General features: G+C 41.1%; 21 protein-coding genes and 1 tRNA gene. 13 read left to right on the forward strand and 9 right to left on the reverse strand.

Translation table 11 applies throughout. From position 1 onward, the window contains the following. The first annotated feature begins 2 nt into the window (after window positions 1–2). Window positions 3–87 (forward strand) — tRNA-Leu (locus tag F975_RS06980). Between the two features lie 132 nt (window positions 88–219). On the opposite strand, the gene F975_RS06985 is transcribed toward F975_RS06980, so the two are convergent. The 8 genes from F975_RS06985 to F975_RS07020 form a co-directional block, all read right to left on the reverse strand. Beyond that, on the reverse strand, window positions 220–423 hold the full coding sequence (locus tag F975_RS06985) for a hypothetical protein (protein ID WP_004751698.1): 204 nt from the start codon (window positions 421–423) through the stop codon (window positions 220–222). Window positions 424–724: 301 nt separating this feature from the next. Next, the gene (gene gloB, locus F975_RS06990; RefSeq protein ID WP_004751700.1) at window positions 725–1459 is read right to left on the reverse strand and encodes a hydroxyacylglutathione hydrolase; all 735 of its coding nucleotides are present in this window, start codon (window positions 1457–1459) and stop codon (window positions 725–727) included. 120 nt (window positions 1460–1579) lie between these two features. Beyond that, window positions 1580–2503, reverse strand: coding sequence for a CysB family HTH-type transcriptional regulator (locus F975_RS06995; protein ID WP_004751702.1), 924 nt, complete (start codon window positions 2501–2503; stop codon window positions 1580–1582). Window positions 2504–2542: 39 nt separating this feature from the next. After that, on the reverse strand, window positions 2543–3598 hold the full coding sequence (locus F975_RS07000) for a sulfate/molybdate ABC transporter ATP-binding protein (protein ID WP_004751703.1): 1056 nt from the start codon (window positions 3596–3598) through the stop codon (window positions 2543–2545). A 16-nt stretch (window positions 3599–3614) separates the two neighbouring features. Next, a complete protein-coding gene (gene cysW, locus F975_RS07005) occupies window positions 3615–4502 on the reverse strand; it encodes a sulfate ABC transporter permease subunit CysW (protein WP_004751705.1) in 888 nt (295 codons plus the stop codon). Next, on the reverse strand, window positions 4499–5332 hold the full coding sequence (cysT, locus tag F975_RS07010) for a sulfate ABC transporter permease subunit CysT (RefSeq protein ID WP_004751707.1): 834 nt from the start codon (window positions 5330–5332) through the stop codon (window positions 4499–4501). Before cysT ends, cysW begins: the two co-directional genes overlap by 4 nt. A gap of 64 nt (window positions 5333–5396) precedes the next feature. Beyond that, entirely contained in the window at window positions 5397–5990 is a 594-nt protein-coding gene (locus F975_RS07015; protein ID WP_004751709.1) for an RBBP9/YdeN family alpha/beta hydrolase, read from the reverse strand. Between the two features lie 27 nt (window positions 5991–6017). Next, window positions 6018–7031: a sulfate ABC transporter substrate-binding protein gene (locus F975_RS07020; RefSeq protein WP_004751711.1), complete on the reverse strand. Its 1014-nt coding sequence runs from the start codon at window positions 7029–7031 to the stop codon at window positions 6018–6020. A 168-nt stretch (window positions 7032–7199) separates the two neighbouring features. Between F975_RS07020 and pabC the strand changes: the two genes are divergently transcribed. The 7 genes from pabC to F975_RS07055 all read left to right on the forward strand — a co-directional run bounded on the left by pabC (window position 7200) and on the right by F975_RS07055 (window position 13271). After that, window positions 7200–8015, forward strand: a complete 816-nt coding sequence (pabC, locus tag F975_RS07025) for an aminodeoxychorismate lyase (RefSeq protein WP_004751713.1) — start codon at window positions 7200–7202, stop codon at window positions 8013–8015. Between the two features lie 3 nt (window positions 8016–8018). After that, entirely contained in the window at window positions 8019–9086 is a 1068-nt protein-coding gene (mltG, locus tag F975_RS07030; protein ID WP_004751715.1) for an endolytic transglycosylase MltG, read from the forward strand. Then, window positions 9086–9691 (forward strand): dTMP kinase, encoded by a 606-nt coding sequence (gene tmk / locus F975_RS07035; RefSeq protein ID WP_004751718.1) that lies wholly within the window; start codon window positions 9086–9088, stop codon window positions 9689–9691. The genes mltG and tmk overlap by 1 nt, the downstream gene beginning before the upstream one ends. Before the next feature lie 325 nt (window positions 9692–10016). Beyond that, window positions 10017–10910 carry an amino acid ABC transporter substrate-binding protein gene (locus F975_RS07040; protein ID WP_004751720.1) on the forward strand — a complete coding sequence of 298 codons (894 nt, stop codon included), beginning with the start codon at window positions 10017–10019 and terminating at the stop codon, window positions 10908–10910. A gap of 78 nt (window positions 10911–10988) precedes the next feature. After that, complete coding sequence (locus F975_RS07045; RefSeq protein WP_004751722.1) at window positions 10989–11831, forward strand: amino acid ABC transporter permease; 843 nt, start codon at window positions 10989–10991, stop codon at window positions 11829–11831. A 1-nt stretch (window position 11832) separates the two neighbouring features. Beyond that, window positions 11833–12510: an amino acid ABC transporter permease gene (locus tag F975_RS07050; protein ID WP_004751724.1), complete on the forward strand. Its 678-nt coding sequence runs from the start codon at window positions 11833–11835 to the stop codon at window positions 12508–12510. Window positions 12511–12527: 17 nt separating this feature from the next. Next, entirely contained in the window at window positions 12528–13271 is a 744-nt protein-coding gene (locus tag F975_RS07055; RefSeq protein WP_004751726.1) for an amino acid ABC transporter ATP-binding protein, read from the forward strand. Between the two features lie 68 nt (window positions 13272–13339). On the opposite strand, the gene F975_RS07060 is transcribed toward F975_RS07055, so the two are convergent. After that, window positions 13340–13930, reverse strand: coding sequence for a uracil-DNA glycosylase family protein (locus F975_RS07060; protein WP_004751728.1), 591 nt, complete (start codon window positions 13928–13930; stop codon window positions 13340–13342). Between the two features lie 80 nt (window positions 13931–14010). On the opposite strand from F975_RS07060, the gene F975_RS07065 reads away from it, so the two are divergent. The 5 genes from F975_RS07065 (at window position 14011) to rnc (ending at window position 18390) form a co-directional block, all read left to right on the forward strand. Then, window positions 14011–14466, forward strand: a complete 456-nt coding sequence (locus F975_RS07065) for an acyl-CoA thioesterase (protein WP_004751730.1) — start codon at window positions 14011–14013, stop codon at window positions 14464–14466. A gap of 148 nt (window positions 14467–14614) precedes the next feature. After that, window positions 14615–16435 carry a translation elongation factor 4 gene (gene lepA / locus F975_RS07070; protein WP_004751732.1) on the forward strand — a complete coding sequence of 607 codons (1821 nt, stop codon included), beginning with the start codon at window positions 14615–14617 and terminating at the stop codon, window positions 16433–16435. Between the two features lie 19 nt (window positions 16436–16454). After that, window positions 16455–17318: a signal peptidase I gene (gene lepB / locus F975_RS07075; protein WP_004751733.1), complete on the forward strand. Its 864-nt coding sequence runs from the start codon at window positions 16455–16457 to the stop codon at window positions 17316–17318. Between the two features lie 21 nt (window positions 17319–17339). Next, a complete protein-coding gene (locus tag F975_RS07080; protein WP_004751735.1) occupies window positions 17340–17717 on the forward strand; it encodes a DUF4845 domain-containing protein in 378 nt (125 codons plus the stop codon). After that, window positions 17689–18390 carry a ribonuclease III gene (gene rnc, locus F975_RS07085; protein ID WP_004751736.1) on the forward strand — a complete coding sequence of 234 codons (702 nt, stop codon included), beginning with the start codon at window positions 17689–17691 and terminating at the stop codon, window positions 18388–18390. The genes F975_RS07080 and rnc overlap by 29 nt, the downstream gene beginning before the upstream one ends. The last annotated feature ends 1 nt before the right edge of the window (window position 18391 follow it).

The following is an 18391-nucleotide window of genomic DNA, read 5'->3' on the forward strand; positions in this document are numbered from 1 at the left end:
ATGGGGGCGTGGCGAAATTGGTAGACGCACTGGATTTAGGTTCCAGCGCCGCAAGGTGTAAGAGTTCGAGTCTCTTCGCCCCCACCATATTTAAAGGCAAGATAGAACATCTTGCTTTTTTTATGCGCATAAAAAAGAGCCCAACAATGAGCCCTTTTTTCGAGAAATCCTTTTCCTCTCTTGTATTATTTTAGCCAATCAGTATAGAACGCAAAATAATTATGCTTTAAGGTGATCTTCAAATTCCTCACCCAATTGCATTGCTAAAGCATTGCCCGATAAATCATACGTCACCAAACCATATTCTTTTTTAAAGCTAAAGGTAAATCCTTTACCATCTGCCAAGTTTTTCACTGAATATCCTAATTTTTCTAACCAAATACGAAAGGCAATCAAATTCTTTGCTTTAACAACTTTTTTCATGGCTAAATCCTCAAAACAAAAACAACAAACAATTTTAATTATTTATAAGGCTGTCTTCAGCTTTTTTAAAGGGGGAATTTATAAATTATTTTGACAACCAACAAAAAAAGATCTGAGTTGCTAAAATAAAGAACAATTTGTGTGCAAATATGTGAATTTTTTTAATCATTTTGCAACTGATATTTTTAATAAAGATTAAAAATATCAGTATCTTATATTTTATTTCTTCATTTGGAAGTTGCATGGTCTGGGCTAAAAATCATGATATAAACTATGTAAAAAAATATTACATTAGACCGATTTAAAAATGATCTTTGAGCTCACGCAAGCGCTGAAACTCTTCAACAGAAGATGCCCGTAAAAATGGATTGGTGGCAAGTTCCTGCTCTATGCTACTTGGTAACGTAATTTTGTCTAAATAGCGTAAATGTTCAACATGATCGGCACGCTGCTGCAAGGCTACATTGTCAGGTTCTACACTCAGTGCAAATTTGGCATTGGCAAGTGTGTATTCGTGAGTGCAATAGACTTGAGTTTGCGGAGGTAGTGCAGCCAGTCGTTGTAAGGAATGGAACATCTGTTCGTAACTGCCTTCAAACATACACCCACAGCCCATGGCAAACAAAGTGTCTCCGACAAAGGCTGCATCGAGGTTTTCAACGTAATACACAATATGTCCGAGAGTATGCCCAGGAACTTCAATAATTTCCACTTCAAGGTCGTGAAATTTTACTTGGCTATGTTGATCGAGGGGAACACTCAGCATTGGAATTTTACTGAGTTCGGCACGTGGTCCATATACAGGAATTGTGTGTGCTGTAAGCAGTGCAGGAACGCCACCAATATGATCTTTGTGCCAGTGTGTCAGCCAGATTTGACTTGGTTTGAGTTGCTGCTGTGCACAGTAATCAAGTACCAGTTGCCCTTCAGTCGGATCAATAATGATCACTTCGTGTGAAGGTGTATGCTCAATCAGCCAGATATAATTTTTTAAATCATTTTTGACATCAATGACGTGAACTTTGTAGGCTGTCATAGCATGGGTATCCATTTTTATCTTATCTTGTTTTTATTATACGTGAAGATGGGATGCAAGCCGAACTCCAAAAAAGAGTTGGAGATTCGGCATATAAAAAGTGAAATCTAGCGATTACCATTAATAGTCAGGGTAAGCAACTTTTTTAAGTGCCTGAATGTCAGCATCAGGTGAGCATAACGAAATAAATTCATAACCATAACCACGGAGCAAATGCCCTTTGCGAACGGCAATCCATGTGGTATTTAAACCAAATACATCGGTTTTAATTTGTTTTAAGCGGTAATCACGCTCGCTGTCATATGCCACATCGTTAATAATCCCCACCCCCATGCCGAGTTCTACATAGGTTTTGATAACATCGGCATCAAGGGCTGACATGACAATATCAACATCGACCTGAGCAGCATCAAATGCTTGGTCGATTTTAGAACGTCCTGTAAAACCACCATGATAAGTAATTACAGGGTACTGAGCGACATCTTGTAGCGTGATTTCTTTGAGCTGAGCCAATGGATGGTCAAATGGGGTAATCAGGCTATGTTGCCAGTTATAGTAGGGCACACTGGCAAGATTATCCTCAGCGATCAGCGATTCGGTTGCAATGCCAATATCTGCTTGGCCTTGTAGCAGCATATTGGCAATTTCCGAAGGACTGGCTTGTTGTAAAATCAGGTGAACTTTAGGGAATGCTTGCTTAAACAAATTCACAATTGGTGGTAACACATAACGTGCTTGCGTGTGTGTAGTTGCAATAGTCAATGTGCCTTCATCAACTTTGTTAAAGTCATCGGCAAGACGTTTAATGTTGTCTGCATCAATCAGCATGCGTTCCACAATACCCAGTAAAGCCTGACCTGGTTCAGTTAGTCCAAGTAAGCGTTTGCCTTTACGAATAAAAAGTTGTACACCAAGCTCGTCTTCTAAGTCTTTAATATGTTTGCTGACACCTGACTGGGAGGTGTACAGGGCTGCGGAAGCTTCGGTCAAGTTAAAATCTTGACGTACCGTTTCGCGAATAATGCGTAATTGTTGAAAATTCATAATTGCTAACCACTAAAAAATCTTAAATTGGGCAAATTGTTATGCCGCATGATGTTCAAATAAATGTAAATGATTAATTTTCACCCAAACAGGTTGGTTAGGTTGAAAGTTTTGTAGCTTGGCTTGCTCTGCCGTTAATACTGCTTCAATAATCTTGCCTTGTCGATCTTGTAACTCAAGAAAAACTTTACCTGCAACCCAAACTTCACGCACAAAAGTTGCCTGAATAGCATTGTCTACAGCGTGTTGATAGACATTTAACTCATGTGGGCGTGCAAAAGCGATCAGCGAGCCTTGAGGGTGATGCGAAGCCAAGTGTAGCCGATCTTCACCTAAAATCAGTGTACCTTGCTGATGCTCGCCTTCAAAACGGTTGGCATGCCCCAAGAAATCAAACACAAACGGTGTTGCAGGTTTTTCATACACTTCGCGTGGTGAGCCAATTTGTTCGATATTACCTTTATTCATCACAACGATTTGATCGGCAACTTCCAAGGCTTCTTCCTGATCATGGGTGACAAAAATCGAAGTAATGTGCAGTTCATCATGCAAATGACGTAACCAGCGGCGAAGCTCTTTACGAACTTTGGCATCTAAAGCACCAAAAGGTTCATCCAGTAATAGCACACGTGGCTCAACCGCAAGTGCGCGGGCTAAAGCAATACGCTGACGCTGACCACCTGAAAGTTGTGCAGGGTAGCGATCTGCTAAAAAACCGAGCTGCACCAGGTCGAGCAGGGCATTGACTCGTTTTTTAATTTCGCTTTCTGATGGGCGAGTGGCGCGTGGACGCACACGCAGACCAAACGCTACATTGTCAAATACGCTCATATGGCGAAACAGCGCATAGTGTTGAAATACAAAACCAACTTGGCGCTCACGCACATGGGTATTGGTGGCATCTTGTCCTTCTAAGATTACCTGACCTGCGTCAGCGCTTTCCAAGCCTGCAATAATCCGTAATAAGGTGGTTTTCCCGCAGCCTGAAGGGCCAAGTAGAGCAACCAGTTGACCTTCAGGAAAGTCGAGGCTGATATTGTTTAGCGCATGAAATGCACCAAAGTTTTTTTCAATATTTTTAACTTGAATACTCATGAGGGCACTCCAAAAATTAATTCGTTTTGTCTAACTGCGCGTTGAGTTTTTCCTGACGTACTTCCACCCATGTTTTAATGATCAGGGTAATAATTGCCAGAAATGCCAGTAACGATGCCACTGCAAAGGCTGCGCTATAACTGTATTCGTTGTAGAGAATTTCAACATGTAACGGCAGGGTATTGGTTTCACCACGAATATGCCCCGACACCACAGATACCGCACCAAATTCACCCATTGCCCGTGCATTACACAGAATCACACCGTAGAGCAAACCCCATTTAATATTTGGCAGGGTGATTTTCCAAAATGTCTGCCATCCCGATGCTCCGAGTAAAATAGCGGCTTCTTCCTCTTCGTTGCCTTGCGCTTGCATCAGCGGAATTAATTCACGGGCAACAAAGGGCACAGTAATAAACACGGTGGCTAAAATAATGGCAGGAACAGCATATAAAATTTTAATGTCATGCTCTTGCAACCATTCACCCGCCCAACCTTGTGTTCCAAAAATCAGCACCAGCATCAGACCTGCAATCACAGGAGAAACCGAAAATGGCATATCGATAATGGTGGTTAAAATCGTTTTGCCTTTAAATTGAAACTTGGCCACTGTCCAAGCCGCAGCAACACCAAATACTACGTTAATCGGTACGGCAACTACGGCAGTGAGTAAAGTTAGCTTTGCCGCAGACAAAGTATCTGGATCAACCAAGGCTTGCAGATACACATTGACCCCTTGGTGGAACGCTTCTACAAAGACCAGAATCAGCGGTAAAATCAGTAAACCCAAAAAGCTGATCAGGGCAATACTCAGTAACAGGTAACGCACCCAGACTGGTTCACGCGTTGCATCACGTTTTTGCAATTGTGCTGCATAGTTTTGGCTATTGCTTAGTGTGCTCATGACGCTACTCTCCCTGTACGACGTGTTGCCCATGCTTGCAAAATATTAATCAGAAATAAAATCGCGAAGGAAATCAGAAGCATGATCACTGCAATGGTGGTGGCTGCCGCATAATCGTATTCTTCTAAGCGAGAAATGATCATGAGTGGCGCAATTTCGGTTTTAAATGGCTGGTTCCCCGCGATAAAAATAACAGAGCCGTATTCACCTACACCACGTGCAAACGCCAAAGCAAAACCTGTAAAAATGGCAGGGAGAACGATGGGGAAAATCACATGGCGAATGGTTTGCCAACGATTCGCACCAAGTGCTGAAGCTGCTTCTTCAAGTTCGGTTTCCAGATCACTCAGTACAGGCTGAACTGTACGTACCACAAAAGGCAAACCAATAAATACCAGCGCAAGGGTAATACCAAGTGGAGTGTAGGCAACTTTAATTCCTAACGGTTCTAGGTACTGACCGATCCAGCCTGTGGACGCATATAAAGAGGTTAAGGCAATCCCTGCAACCGCGGTTGGCAGTGCAAAAGGTAAATCAATTAAGGCATCGACCACGCGTTTGCCAAAAAATTGATAGCGTACCAAACACCAAGCCAGTAAAACGCCTAAAAATACATTCAGCAATGCAGCAGCAAGTGCAGTGGTAAAACTCAATTGCAATGCCTTTAAAATGCGTGCAGAGCTGATAATCTCCCAGAAACCACTCCAACCAATACCTAACGATTTAATAAATATGGCAGATAATGGTACGAGCACAACGATAGATAGATACAGTAGGGTAAAACCCAAAGAGAGTCCAAAACCGGGGAGCACCCGTTTACCTTGTAACATGCAATACCTCAATGGTGATGATAGGTCACCACAAACAAACTCAGATCAGACATAAATTGCGGAATTAATGCGGCAAAGCCGTGCCCAAACAGGGCATTCGCGAACAGGGAGAGAAATAAGGCTGCTCAATAAATGGCAGAATTTGTGGGAAAGCGCCAAAACCCGACGCCACATTGATATGTCCGACCTGCCCCATATTGAGATACGGAAATTTCCATACCTCTGCCAGATGCAGTGCATCATCAAATGCCAGCCAAGGGTCATTTTCACTAATCAGCATCAGGCTTGAGAGTTCAAGCTGAAGCTGTTCAAAATAGTTGAGGTAAGTATTTTGTCCTGCTTGAGCAAAACCTGTTTCACTAAACCGTGCAGGGTTAGCAGGTGCAACCAAAATCAGATTGTTGATTTTTTCCTGCAATTCAGGATGCTGTGCTAAAGCAGCCAAACTGGTCAGGCAACCGAAACTATGTGCAATAACTTGAATCGGTTCATGGATGTTATTGACATGTGCGACCCATTGTTCAATCCATTCTTGTAAAATCGGTTGTTGCCAGTTTTGTTGCACACGGGAGCTGTTTGGCAACTGGCGTTGTAGCCAAGACTGCCAGTGCTGTTCGTCACTTCCACCGACACCCGATACGATTAAATGATGAATCATGCGCTTACTCCCGTGTTGCTGAACCCATTATTTCTTGGCGTTGTTGCTTTGAACGATTTGGTCAAACACACCGCCATTTTCAAAGTGTTCTTTCTGAACTTTTTTCCAGCCGCCAAATTCATGATCAATCGTCACGAGTTTGAGTGGCTTAAAGACACTGCTGTATTTTTTCAGCACGGCTGGGTCGCGTGGACGGTAGAAATTACGTGCAATAATGTTTTGTCCCGCAGGTGAGTAAAGGAAGTTCAAGTAACCTTTTGCCAGAGCAAGGTTGCCTTTTTTCTGAGCATTCTTTTCAACAATGGCGACAGGTGGTTCAGTCAAAATGGATAATGACGGTGTGATAATCTCAAATTTACCGGGTTGTTCACGCACAGCTAAATGCGCTTCATTTTCCCAAGCCAACAGCACATCACCAATCCCACGTTCAGCAAAGGTTGTGGTTGCACCACGCGCACCCGAATCTAACACTTTGGTGTGTTGGTAGATTTTTGCAACAAACTCACGTGCGGTTTTGTCGTTGCCACCTGGTTGATGTTTTGCCCATGCCCAAGCTGCAAGATAGTTCCAGCGTGCGCCACCTGAAGTTTTTGGGTTTGGCGTAATAATATCGACACCCGGTTTAACGAGGTCATTCCAGTCTTTAATGTGTTTTGGGTTGCCTTTACGAACCAAGAACACAATTGTTGATGTGTATGGTGTTGAGTTTTGCGGTAGTTTCTTTTGCCAGTCTGGAGGTAACAGTTTGGCTTTGTCTGCAATCACGTCGATATCTGCAGCAAGTGCCAAGGTTACGACATCGGCATTTAAGCCATCGATCACTGCGCGGGCCTGTTTACCTGAACCACCATGAGATTGACGGAAATTCACATCTTCGCCAGTGTGTTTTTTCCAGTATGTACCAAACTGCTTGTTAATATCGATATACAATTCGCGTGTTGGATCATAAGAAACATTTAGAAAGTCTTTTGCGGCAAAGCTTACCGACGAGAATGACAATAGTGCTGCGAGTAATCCGACTTTTAATTGATTTCGTTGCATTTTCTTTTCCTTCATATTGGGTGCATCTTTCATGAAAAGAAGCATACGACGAGATTAAAATCTAAAAAAATAATAAAAATAGAATTTTATATGAAGAAAAGAGAAATAGAATTTAGATAGAAGTTTTTAAACTAAGCTACAAAATCAATTGCCTAGCAGATAAATCCCATGCAATGCTTTAAAAATGCACTGGCACAGCCACAAATTTCCTTGCTCGACCGAGCTTTTCATTATGGAGATGGCTGCTTTACCACGGCAAAAATTCTGCAAAATAAAATTCATTTAAGAGACAGACACTTACAGCGCTTACAAGAGTGTTGTCAGCGTATGGCATTGCAGGTGGATTTGGCGTTGATTGACCAGACATTGGAGCAGTTAAGTGCACAAGCTGAGCTGAATGGCACACTCAAAATCATCATCAGCCGTGGAGAAGGGCAGCGTGGTTATGCTTTACCTGATCATCCCGCCGATGTGTATGTATTTTATTATCCACAAACCGCGGCGGTAGATTGTGGTTTTAGCTATGTATCACAAGTTGGGATACTGGATCAGCGTATCGGTTTAACCATGCCACAGCTTTGTGGCTTAAAAACCTTAAACCGTTTAGAACAGGTACTTTTAAAAAAAGAAGCGGTCGAGAAACAACTCGATGAGGCACTGGTTTTAGATATTCAGGGGCGAATTGTTGAAGGAATCAGCAGCAATTGTTTTATTCTGATGAATAATCGGTGGGTGACGCCTGATCTTGAGTATAATGGCGTGCATGGTGTAATGCGGGCAGAAATTTTGCAACGTATGCAACATGCAGGAATTGAATGCTCTGAAATGGAGTTACTTCAAACTGACCTTCATCAGATTGAAGCATTATTTTTTTGTAATGCCTTGCATCCAATGCAGATTGCACAGCATTTAATGAACACCAATTTAAGCACTTCTCATGCAATTCAGTTGTTTAAAGACCTTCAACTTGATCAAATTCAATAAGCTATGGCAAATCTGAAATCCAAAAAATCTAGAAAAAAGCAAACGCCTTTTTTCAAAACAACAAAATTTATTGTGGCATGCGTCGTGACAGCATGTGTCATTATGTTGTTGGTGTTTTCATCCAGTCTTTGGCGCGCCTATCCTGTTCAGGGTGAGAAGCAATTTGTTTCGATCAATGCAGGAGATAACTACTCACGCTTGATTGATCGACTTGCCAGACAGCATAAGGTTCATTTTCCATGGGTGCTGAAAATTTATCAGAAACTGATGATTCATGACACGCTAAAAGCAGGCGTTTATGAAATCAAGCGTGGCATGAGTGTGCGTCAGGTTTTAAGCATGATGTCAAATTCTGACAATGCGCAAATGAGTCGTATTTTGGTAGTTGACGGTACAACCTTTAAACAATTGGTTGAGAAATTACGTAAAGATCCATTGATTGAAAAAACAGTGGTTAATTTACCAGAAGATCAAATGGTTCAGGCACTTGGCATTCCATATTCAAATCTTGAAGGGTTATTTGCACCCAATACCTATTTTTATAACAAGGGTGAATCTGATAAGAAAATTCTGCTAGATTTGTATCAGCATCAAATGGAAAATTTAAATACTGCATGGGAAAATCGTGACCCGAACTTACCATATAAAAATAAATATGAAGCCTTGACCATGGCATCAATTATTGAAAAAGAAACCAGTCTGAACAGTGAATTAAACCAAGTCGCAGGTGTATTTATTCGTCGTTTGCAACAAGGCATGCGTTTGCAAACCGACCCAACAGTCATTTATGGAATGGGTGATAAATACACAGGTAAATTGACGAAAGACGATTTACGTACGCCAACCGCATACAACACTTATACCATGGCAGGCTTGCCGCCAACCCCGATTGCACTTCCTGGTAAAAAAGCCATTGAAGCTGCCATGCATCCAGATCATTCCGATAATGTCTATTTTGTCGCAACAGGCAATGGTGGGCATAAATTTAGTGCAACTTTGGCAGAGCATAACCAAGCAGTACAGCAATATCTTGCAGTTTTAAGAGAGAAGAAAAGTGGAGCAACGCCATAATGTTTATTAGTTTTGAAGGTACAGAAGGCGTTGGAAAGAGTACCCTGATTCAAAAAATACATGCGCATTTTGAACAGCTTGGACGCGAAGTGGTGCTCACCCGTGAACCAGGTGGAACACCACTTGCTGAAAGAATTCGGGACTTACTCCTTGCGGTAAACCATGATGAACGAATGTGTGCCGATACTGAGCTATTACTGGTTTATGCGGCGCGCAGCCAGCATTTGAGTCAAGTGATTTTGCCTGCATTGCAGCAAGGGAAAATTGTCTTGAGTGATCGTTTTTGCGATGCCAGTTTTGCGTATCAGGTCATGGGGCGTGGGCTTGATGCCAGTAAACTTGAGCTTTTGAACCAGAACTTTGTGAGTTCTATGCCAGATGTTACATTTTGGTTAGATGCACCGATTGAACTTGGCATGTCACGTGCGCGTGCACGTGGCGAGCTGGATCGCTTTGAACAGGAAAAACTGGAATTTTTTACGCGTGTACGTGAAGGCTACCGAATTTTGCATGAGAAAAATCCAAAACGTATGATTCGTTTAGATGCAACACAATCTGCTGAACATGTCTTTGAACAGGCAATGCAAGCTTTATTTACAATGTAAGTTAAGCTATTTTTATAGGGGATATGTTAAAAACATATTCCCTATAGTTTGTGTTTAAAATGAAATAATAGATTGAAAAATAAATGATTTTTTAAAATAAGAAAAAGTTCTTAATTTATGAAAAATTAGACTAAAGTCTAATATTGCAACATTTTAGTTCACTCTATGCACCAAATTGGGTATAAAAATACGATTAGTAATTTGAATTATAAAATATTACTAAACAATTGGCTTGATATTTGCTTGGGATAAGCAGGTATTTAGTCAAATCCACTTATCAGGATAAAAAATAGCTAAAACAAACAATTAATCACAGGAGTGAATAATGAAACGTTCTTCAAAAGCAGTACTTACCTCAACCTTAATGCTTTGTATGATGGGTGGTGCAAGCCAGGTTCAAGCAGCCGATACTTTAGCTAAAATTAAAACTACAGGAAAAATCGTCATTGGTCATCGTGAATCCTCAGATCCGATTTCTTATGTGGTGGCGGGTAAACCTGTGGGCTATGCCATCGATATTTGTAACAACGTTGCCAATGAAATCAAAAAAGAACTCAAAATGCCAAACCTTAAGGTTGAGTATAAGGCAGTTACATCTTCAACCCGTATTCCTGAATTATTGGCAGGGAATATTGACATGGAATGCGGTACCACCACTAACTCTTTACAACGTCAGCAACAGGTCAGTTTTTCAACTAACTACTATGCAACTGAAGTTCGCATGGCAGTGAAAGCAAGCTCAAATATTAAACGGATTGGAGACCTGAATGGTAAAGCCATTGTGACTACACAAGGCACAACCTCTGATAAATACATCAAAATGAATGAAAAAGGTCAATCTTTAAACGTGCAGAACGTATATGGTAAAGACCATGCTGACTCCTTTTCAATGCTTGCATCAGGTCGTGCTGCGGCATTTGTGATGGATGACAATATTTTGGCAGGCCTGATTGCTAAATCTTCAAATCCTAAATCATTTGCCATTGTAGGCCCAGTTTTGTCTTCTGAACCATACGGTATTATGCTGCCAAAAGGTGATGCAAAATTTAAAGCAGTGACTGACCGTGTTGTCATGGGTATGTGGAAATCAGGTCAGATGGATAAACTGTATAAAAAATGGTTCCAGTCACCAATCCCACCTAAAAATGTCAACCTAAATATGGCATCAAGTACATCACTCAAAAAATTAAAAGCTCGTCCGACTGATGCTGGAATTTAAACCGCAATAATAGGATGCACTGGTCACGATGCTATGGAGAGCGGAGTGACCAGGTTATAGTTTTTATAAGGGGAATGTATGTCTCTTGGCTCATTAAATTGGACAACTTTTTGTTCAGCATCAAATGAATATGGTGTAAACAAAGCACAATGGGCTGAAACAATCTGCCAACATATTGGTGGCACAAGCTATTCGCAATTTGCTGAAGCACCAACTTGGCTACAAATGCTTGGCAATGGTGTTATGACCATGCTGTGGACAGCCTTACTTTCATTTGTTATTGCATTTTTTTTAGGTTCATTACTTGGTGTTATACGAACGCTACCCAATAAACCGCTTGCCGCGATTGGTAATCTATACGTTGAAATTTTTCGTAATATTCCATTAATTGTTCAGCTTTTTTTCTGGGCATTTGTGTTTCCTGAATTTTTACCTCAAAGCTTGAGTGCTGGTAGTGGCGAAATGGTCGCAGGTGGCTGGTGGAAAAGCTTACTCAACCATAACCCTGCCAGTATTGGGGTCATGGCTTTAGGTTTATACACTGCGGCACGTGTCTCCGAGCAAATCCGCGCAGGGATTTTAACTGTGCCGCGTGGGCAAAAATTTGCCGCATCTGCAATGGGCTTTACCATAGCTCAAAGCTATCGTTATGTGATTTTACCTGTAGCCTATCGTATTGTTTGGCCGACGATTACGTCTGAGTCCATGAATATTTTTAAAAATTCAGCTGTTCTATATGCTTTAAGCGTGCTGAATTTCTTTGCTTATACCAAAACCATGCGTGAAGAAACTTCTCAGGACATCGTGATTCTGGTTTTATCAACACCTGTTTATCTCATTATTACCTATACCATTAAAGCATTTATGGCATGGATTGAGAAACGTATGTCAGTGCCAGGCTTAGGTTCAGGGGGGAAGTAAGATGGATTTTAGCTTATTACAACATCCTGATGTTACGCAGGCTTTGCTCAAAGGTTTTGGTTTTACTCTAACGGTTACATTGCTCGCGATGGTTGGCGGCATCATGATTGGTACACCACTTGCCATGATGCGCTTGTCCAGTAATGGACTGGCACGCAATTTTTCTAAATTATATGTTGACTGCTTCCGTGGTATTCCCCTGATTCAGGTGATTTTTATATTTTATTTTTTATTGCCTAAAGTTTTTGATTTTCAGTCAGATACCTATTATGGACCACTATTTGCCAGCATCATTACTTTTGCTGTCTTTGAAGCTGCCTTTTTTTCGGAAATTGTGCGTTCAGGAATTCAGTCAGTCTCTAAAGGTCAAGTATTTGCAGGTTATGCGCTCGGCTTTACTTATGGGCAGTCCATGCGTTATGTGGTGTTACCACAAGCTTTTCGCAATATGATTCCTGTATTGCTCACTCAAACCATTGTCTTGTTTCAAGACGTGTCACTGGTTTATGTGATTAGCGCACCTGATTTACTGGGAAATGCCGACACACTTGCCAACACTTATGGATCAGAAACCAAAGCGACTTTTTATTTGGTTGTGGCAGTAGTGTATTTCTGTACATCATTCTGTTTATCTAAACTCGTCAAACACTTACAAGAAAAAATCGCCATTATTCGCTAATTTTAGGAGATCGCAAAATGCCTATGATCGACATTCAACATATCTCTAAATGGTATGGTGATTTCCAGGTTTTAACCGACTGTACAACCACAATTAAAAAAGGGGATGTGGTGGTGGTCTGTGGTCCTTCAGGTTCAGGTAAATCAACCTTAATTAAAACTGTGAATGCACTTGAGCCTTTTCAGAAGGGCGACATTATTGTCGATGGTGTTTCACTTAAAGACCCAAAAACCAACCTTGCCAAATTCCGTTCACGTGTCGGTATGGTGTTTCAGCACTTTGAATTATTTCCACATATGACTGTGCTTGAAAACTTAACGATTGCCCAAGTCAAAGTGCTCAAGCGCAACATGACCGATGCACGTGCCAAAGCGACTCAATACCTTGAACGTGTGGGTTTGCTGGCACATAAAGATAAATTTCCAGGGCAGCTTTCAGGTGGTCAGCAGCAGCGTGTGGCGATTGCCCGTGGTTTGTGCATGGATCCGATTTGTATGCTGTTCGATGAACCGACTTCGGCACTTGACCCTGAAATGGTGGGTGAAGTACTAGATGTGATGATACAGCTTGCCAATGAAGGCATGACCATGATGTGTGTCACCCATGAAATGGGTTTTGCGAAAAAAGTATCCAATCGTCTGATTTTTATGGATCAAGGTCAGATTCTGGAAGACTGCGCAACTTCTGAGTTTTTTGGAAATTTGCATGTACGTCATGAACGCGCTAAACAGTTCCTAGATAAAATTCAAGCCGTTCATTAAGTCGATGATTTGAAGTGAAATGACCACAATATGCAGAGGTATATTGTGGTTTTTTATGGTTATAGCGTTTAGAGCAAACCAATATTTTTAAAGAAATCTGCATAAATTTCTGCCTTTTTCTCTAAAGCTAAGGGATATGCTCGCGAGCTTGAAGGTAAACGATATAAATGCAATGAACGATTAAGAAAATTGACTTGGCTTGGTGCTGTAAATTTTGGCTTGAGCGTATCTTTTGGGAAATTGGTCATAAGTGTATCTGTGGCTTTGTCACCTGTAGTCATAATGCTATGGCATGCGGGAATTTGCTTGAGTAAAACCGATAAGTCGGTTGCTCGAACCACCTGTAAAAATTGATCTGAAGCATTACCTTTCAGTCGAATCACTTCACAAGCTGCATCAAAAATTGCAATGCCTTTTTCAGTCAGAAACTCTTCAATTTGAGGCTGAAAGAAGTTTTTATTATCAAGATCTAAAAAATGATTTTTATCATTAAAAAAACAGATTCCCATAATCCGCCACATGTCGTTTTGAAAATTGGGATAGTAAAATCGCATTTTCCATTTATTTTGAGGTGGTGGGAAACTGCCCAGCATCAGTAATTGGGCATTTTGAGGTAGGAATGGATGCAAAGGATGGGTTTCGGTCATAGATTCAGACATGATTTTGTTCAATTCTTGCAGAAGCTGTAAACAGTGTAGCAAAATACTCACTTTGATGATTGCATGATGTTGCTAGGGACATGACGACTTTTTTTGATTTGGAAATACAGGTTCAGCCTGAACATATTGACCTACTTGGACATGTCAATAACGTAGTGTATGTCAGTTGGATGCAGGATGTTGCACATGCGCATATTGCAGCTTTAGGTGTAGGGCTTGAACAATATATGCAAATGAAACATGCCATGGTCGCAGTCGAACATCAAATGCAATATCGTAAGGCAGCCCTCGAAGGCGATCAGCTGATTTTGAGAACATGGTTCTCCGATTTAAATGCCATGTACTCATTTCGCGAATATGCTTTTTTTAGAGTCAGAGACCAAGCCCTGATTTTTCTCGCAAAAACCAAATGGACCTGTATTGAAATTGCCACAGGTCGTCCAAAGCGTATGTCACCTACCTTTTTAAATGCTTATCAGCCGCTTGACCCTGAAATTAATCCGTATGATTTTTCAGATAAAATAGAAGCTTCCTAATTTTTCGGCGAATCATCTCTAGTGGCTTAAATAATGGATACTTTAAAATATCCATCTGCTATAATCCTCGCAATTTCGTTAACGGTTTGTGCTGTGTACAACATGAATTTTAGCGTACATAGCGATTTTTAATTTCTTAAGGTAGCCCATGGCGCAAGCTAAAAAATCTGTTGATATCAAAAATATACGTAATTTTTCTATTATTGCGCATATCGACCACGGTAAGTCCACGCTGGCAGACCGTTTCATTCAAATGTGCGGTGGTTTGCAAGAGCGTGAAATGCAAGCTCAGGTCTTGGACTCGATGGAGCTTGAGCGTGAACGTGGGATTACCATTAAAGCGGCCTCAGTAACACTGTACTATACTCATCCAAACGGTCAGGAATATCAGCTTAACTTTATTGACACACCAGGACACGTAGACTTTTCTTATGAAGTTTCGCGCTCTTTGGCAGCGTGTGAAGGCGCTTTACTGGTTGTGGATGCAGCACAAGGTGTTGAAGCACAATCGGTTGCAAACTGTTATACCGCTATTGAGCAAGGTCTGGAAGTTTTACCGATCCTGAACAAAATTGACTTGCCTCAAGCTGAACCTGAGCGTGTGATTCACGAGATTGAAGAAATTATCGGGATTGAAGCAACAGATGCGCCAACTTGCTCGGCAAAAACTGGCTTGGGCGTTGAAGGTGTATTGGAGCGTCTGGTTGATGTGATTCCAGCACCTGAAGGTGATCGTGATGCACCACTTCAAGCTTTAATTGTCGATTCATGGTTTGACAACTATTTAGGTGTTGTCTCATTGGTTCGAATCAAGCAAGGTCGTATCCGTAAGGGCGACAGAATGCTGGTAAAATCAACAGGTCAGGTTCATCCTGTTACATCTGTTGGTATTTTTAATCCAAAACATACCGAAACAGATATGCTCGAAGCAGGTGAAGTTGGTTTCGTGATTGCAGGGATTAAAGATATTTTTGGTGCGCCAGTGGGTGATACCATCACGCTTGCAGCGACACCAGAAGTCGCTACTTTACCTGGTTTCAAAAAAGTGAAACCGCAGGTGTATGCAGGGCTGTTTCCAATTGATTCAAGCGATTTTGAACCGTTCCGTGAAGCGTTGCAAAAGCTACAAATCAATGACTCGGCATTATTCTTTGAACCTGAAAGTTCAGATGCGCTTGGTTTTGGTTTCCGCTGTGGCTTCTTGGGCATGTTACACATGGAAATCGTACAAGAGCGTTTAGAGCGTGAGTATGATTTAGACCTGATCACTTCAGCACCGACTGTAATTTATGAAGCGGTGACCAAAGCAGGTGAAACCATTTATATCGACAGCCCATCAAAAATGCCTGATGGTTCAATGGTTGAAGATTTACGTGAGCCGATTGCTGAGTGTCATATTCTTGTGCCACAAGAATATTTGGGTAATGTCATGACCTTGTGTATTGAGCGTCGTGGTATCCAAAAAGACATGAAATTCTTGGGGAATCAGGTTTCAATCAGCTTTGATATTCCAATGGCTGAAGTAGTGATGGATTTCTTCGACCGTTTGAAATCATGTTCACGTGGCTTTGCATCGTTAGATTATAACTTTGTGCGTTTTGAAAGTGCGAGTTTGGTCAAAGTTGATGTCTTGATCAATGGCGATAAAGTCGATGCCTTGGCAATGATTTGTCACCGTAACGATGCACGTTACCGCGGTAATGCTTTAGTGGAAAAAATGAAAGATTTGATTCCACGTCAAATGTTTGATGTTGCAATTCAGGCTGCCATTGGTGCCCAGATTATTGCACGTTCGACAGTGAAGGCAATGCGTAAGAATGTGTTGGCAAAATGTTATGGTGGTGACGTATCCCGTAAGAAAAAATTGCTTGCGAAACAAAAAGAAGGTAAAAAACGTATGAAGCAAGTGGGTAATGTTGAAATCCCACAAGAAGCCTTCTTAGCCGTTTTACAAGTCGATAAAAAGTAAGTGTCTTTAGGAAAAGTCCATGGATTTTGATTTTAATTTGATCCTCGTTCCCGTTACCTTGATTTTGTTCTTTGTCTGGTTACTTGACAAAGTTAAATTAAAGCAGCGAGCGAATAAAGGTAAAGGCAATGAATATTTTATTGTCACATGGGCTTATGACTTCTGGCCAGTTTTGGCAGTTGTATTGATTTTACGTTCATTCTTATATGAACCATTTAATATTCCTTCAGATTCCATGGTGCCGACCTTGGAAACTGGAGATTTTATTTTGGTGAATAAATTTGATTATGGCATTCGCTTGCCACTCATCAATAAAAAGGTGATCAATGTCGGTGAGCCACAGCGTGGTGAGGTGATTGTTTTTCGCTATCCTTTACAACCGAATATTAGCTATATCAAGCGTGTTGTAGGTTTGCCAGGTGATCACGTGGCTTATCATGACGGTAAGCTCTTTATCAATAATCAAGCTGTTGCAACAACTGTAACCCAGTTTAAACGTGACAAAGACCAGTTGTCTTCATTTGAAGCCAAATATACTTATGAAACTTTAGGCACGCACAAGCATTTGGTACGCCATCTTGAAGGGCGTGATCCTTTAGTTGAACAGTACAACTATGCCATGAGTGCTAATCAGGCCAGTGCAATTCCGTTTGTTGCCAATCTGAATAAAACCTTTGTGCAAAATGATGGTAAAGCTTGGGAGGTTACTGTGCCTCAGGGACATTATTTTGCGATGGGCGATAACCGTGATGAAAGCGCCGATAGTCGTTTTTGGGGATTCGTTCCTGAAGAAAACCTGACAGGTCGTGCTTTTTATGTCTGGATGCATAAAGAATCTGGTTTGCATCTTCCAAGTTTTTCCCGAAATGGTAAAATTGACTAAAAATCAACTTGGATAATAAAAATGCATAAACTTCAACGTGGGGCATCTTATAGCAGTTTCCTGTTAGGATTGATTGTTTTTTCAATCGCGCTAAAAGTTATTGTAGCAATTTGGCCAGCATATTGGGATGACCATATTATTGATAAGCAAATTCAATCCGTTCTAGATGACAATGCAGCAGCACTTAGTTCGGATAAATTTATATCTGCTATGAATGCACAGTTATCAATGAACAATATCAATGATCTAAAGATCGAAGATATTGCTAAGGTGTCGAATGATGGTGGACAATTGCATGTGGCGAAGCACTATGAAGTGCGTCGGCATTTGTTATTAAATATTGATTTAGTGTTAAGCTTCGAGAAAAATTTTGATCAAAGGACAGTCCAAGCTAAGTAATTTTCGCTTAGCTCAGCAAATCGGCTATGAATTTAAGCAACCTGAACTCTTACAGCTTGCTTTAACTCACCGATCCGTGAGTCATAAACATAACTATGAGCGCCTAGAATTTCTAGGCGATTCATTGTTAGGAATGATGATTGCACATTACCTATATCATGCTTATCCGTATGAAAACGAGGGGCGCCTGACGCGGATGCGAGCAACTCTGGTCAGACAGGAAGCTTTAGGAAAAATTGCCAATGATTTGAAATTAAGCCAGTATATGATTATGAGTACAGGCGAATTAAAGTCAGGTGGTCATCATCGTGAGTCTATTTTAGCCGACACAGTCGAAGCGATTATTGGTGCTATTTATCTCGATTGTGCAGATTTGGAAGTGCTGAAAAAAATTGTTCTAAAATGGTATATACCTTATTTCAGTCATATTGAGCCAACAGATCAACTCAAAGACCCTAAATCTCGGTTACAAGAATATTTACAAGCACACAAAAAGCCTTTACCTGTCTATGAAGTGACTGATATTCAGGGTGATGCACCCAATCAGCATTTCAGAGTGGTGTGCAAGGTGGAAGATTTTCCAATCACACAGGGTGAAGGTAACAGTCGACGTTTTGCAGAACAGTCTGCAGCGGCTGAAATTTTAAAATTATTGGAGCAAAAAACAGCATGAC

It is taken from the genome of Acinetobacter brisouisimilis, from assembly GCF_000368265.1.
In the GTDB taxonomy this organism is placed as follows: domain Bacteria; phylum Pseudomonadota; class Gammaproteobacteria; order Pseudomonadales; family Moraxellaceae; genus Acinetobacter.

Bases quoted from the DNA above. Each gene is read 5' to 3' on its own strand.
- F975_RS07060 (WP_004751728.1), bottom strand. From the start codon at position 13,930: ATGTCTGAATCTATGACCGAAACCCATCCTTTGCATCCATTCCTACCT.
- F975_RS07050 (WP_004751724.1), top strand. From the start codon at position 11,833: ATGGATTTTAGCTTATTACAACATCCTGATGTTACGCAGGCTTTGCTC.
- F975_RS07000 (WP_004751703.1), bottom strand. From the start codon at position 3,598: ATGAGTATTCAAGTTAAAAATATTGAAAAAAACTTTGGTGCATTTCAT.
- lepB (WP_004751733.1), top strand. From the start codon at position 16,455: ATGGATTTTGATTTTAATTTGATCCTCGTTCCCGTTACCTTGATTTTG.
- mltG (WP_004751715.1), top strand. From the start codon at position 8,019: ATGGCAAATCTGAAATCCAAAAAATCTAGAAAAAAGCAAACGCCTTTT.
- F975_RS07080 (WP_004751735.1), top strand. From the start codon at position 17,340: ATGCATAAACTTCAACGTGGGGCATCTTATAGCAGTTTCCTGTTAGGA.
- lepA (WP_004751732.1), top strand. From the start codon at position 14,615: ATGGCGCAAGCTAAAAAATCTGTTGATATCAAAAATATACGTAATTTT.
- F975_RS07055 (WP_004751726.1), top strand. From the start codon at position 12,528: ATGCCTATGATCGACATTCAACATATCTCTAAATGGTATGGTGATTTC.
- cysW (WP_004751705.1), bottom strand. From the start codon at position 4,502: ATGAGCACACTAAGCAATAGCCAAAACTATGCAGCACAATTGCAAAAA.
- F975_RS07015 (WP_004751709.1), bottom strand. From the start codon at position 5,990: ATGATTCATCATTTAATCGTATCGGGTGTCGGTGGAAGTGACGAACAG.
- cysT (WP_004751707.1), bottom strand. From the start codon at position 5,332: ATGTTACAAGGTAAACGGGTGCTCCCCGGTTTTGGACTCTCTTTGGGT.
- F975_RS06985 (WP_004751698.1), bottom strand. From the start codon at position 423: ATGAAAAAAGTTGTTAAAGCAAAGAATTTGATTGCCTTTCGTATTTGG.
- F975_RS06995 (WP_004751702.1), bottom strand. From the start codon at position 2,503: ATGAATTTTCAACAATTACGCATTATTCGCGAAACGGTACGTCAAGAT.
- F975_RS07020 (WP_004751711.1), bottom strand. From the start codon at position 7,031: ATGCAACGAAATCAATTAAAAGTCGGATTACTCGCAGCACTATTGTCA.
- tmk (WP_004751718.1), top strand. From the start codon at position 9,086: ATGTTTATTAGTTTTGAAGGTACAGAAGGCGTTGGAAAGAGTACCCTG.
- gloB (WP_004751700.1), bottom strand. From the start codon at position 1,459: ATGACAGCCTACAAAGTTCACGTCATTGATGTCAAAAATGATTTAAAA.
- pabC (WP_004751713.1), top strand. From the start codon at position 7,200: ATGCAATGCTTTAAAAATGCACTGGCACAGCCACAAATTTCCTTGCTC.
- F975_RS07065 (WP_004751730.1), top strand. From the start codon at position 14,011: ATGACGACTTTTTTTGATTTGGAAATACAGGTTCAGCCTGAACATATT.
- F975_RS07045 (WP_004751722.1), top strand. From the start codon at position 10,989: ATGTCTCTTGGCTCATTAAATTGGACAACTTTTTGTTCAGCATCAAAT.
- F975_RS07040 (WP_004751720.1), top strand. From the start codon at position 10,017: ATGAAACGTTCTTCAAAAGCAGTACTTACCTCAACCTTAATGCTTTGT.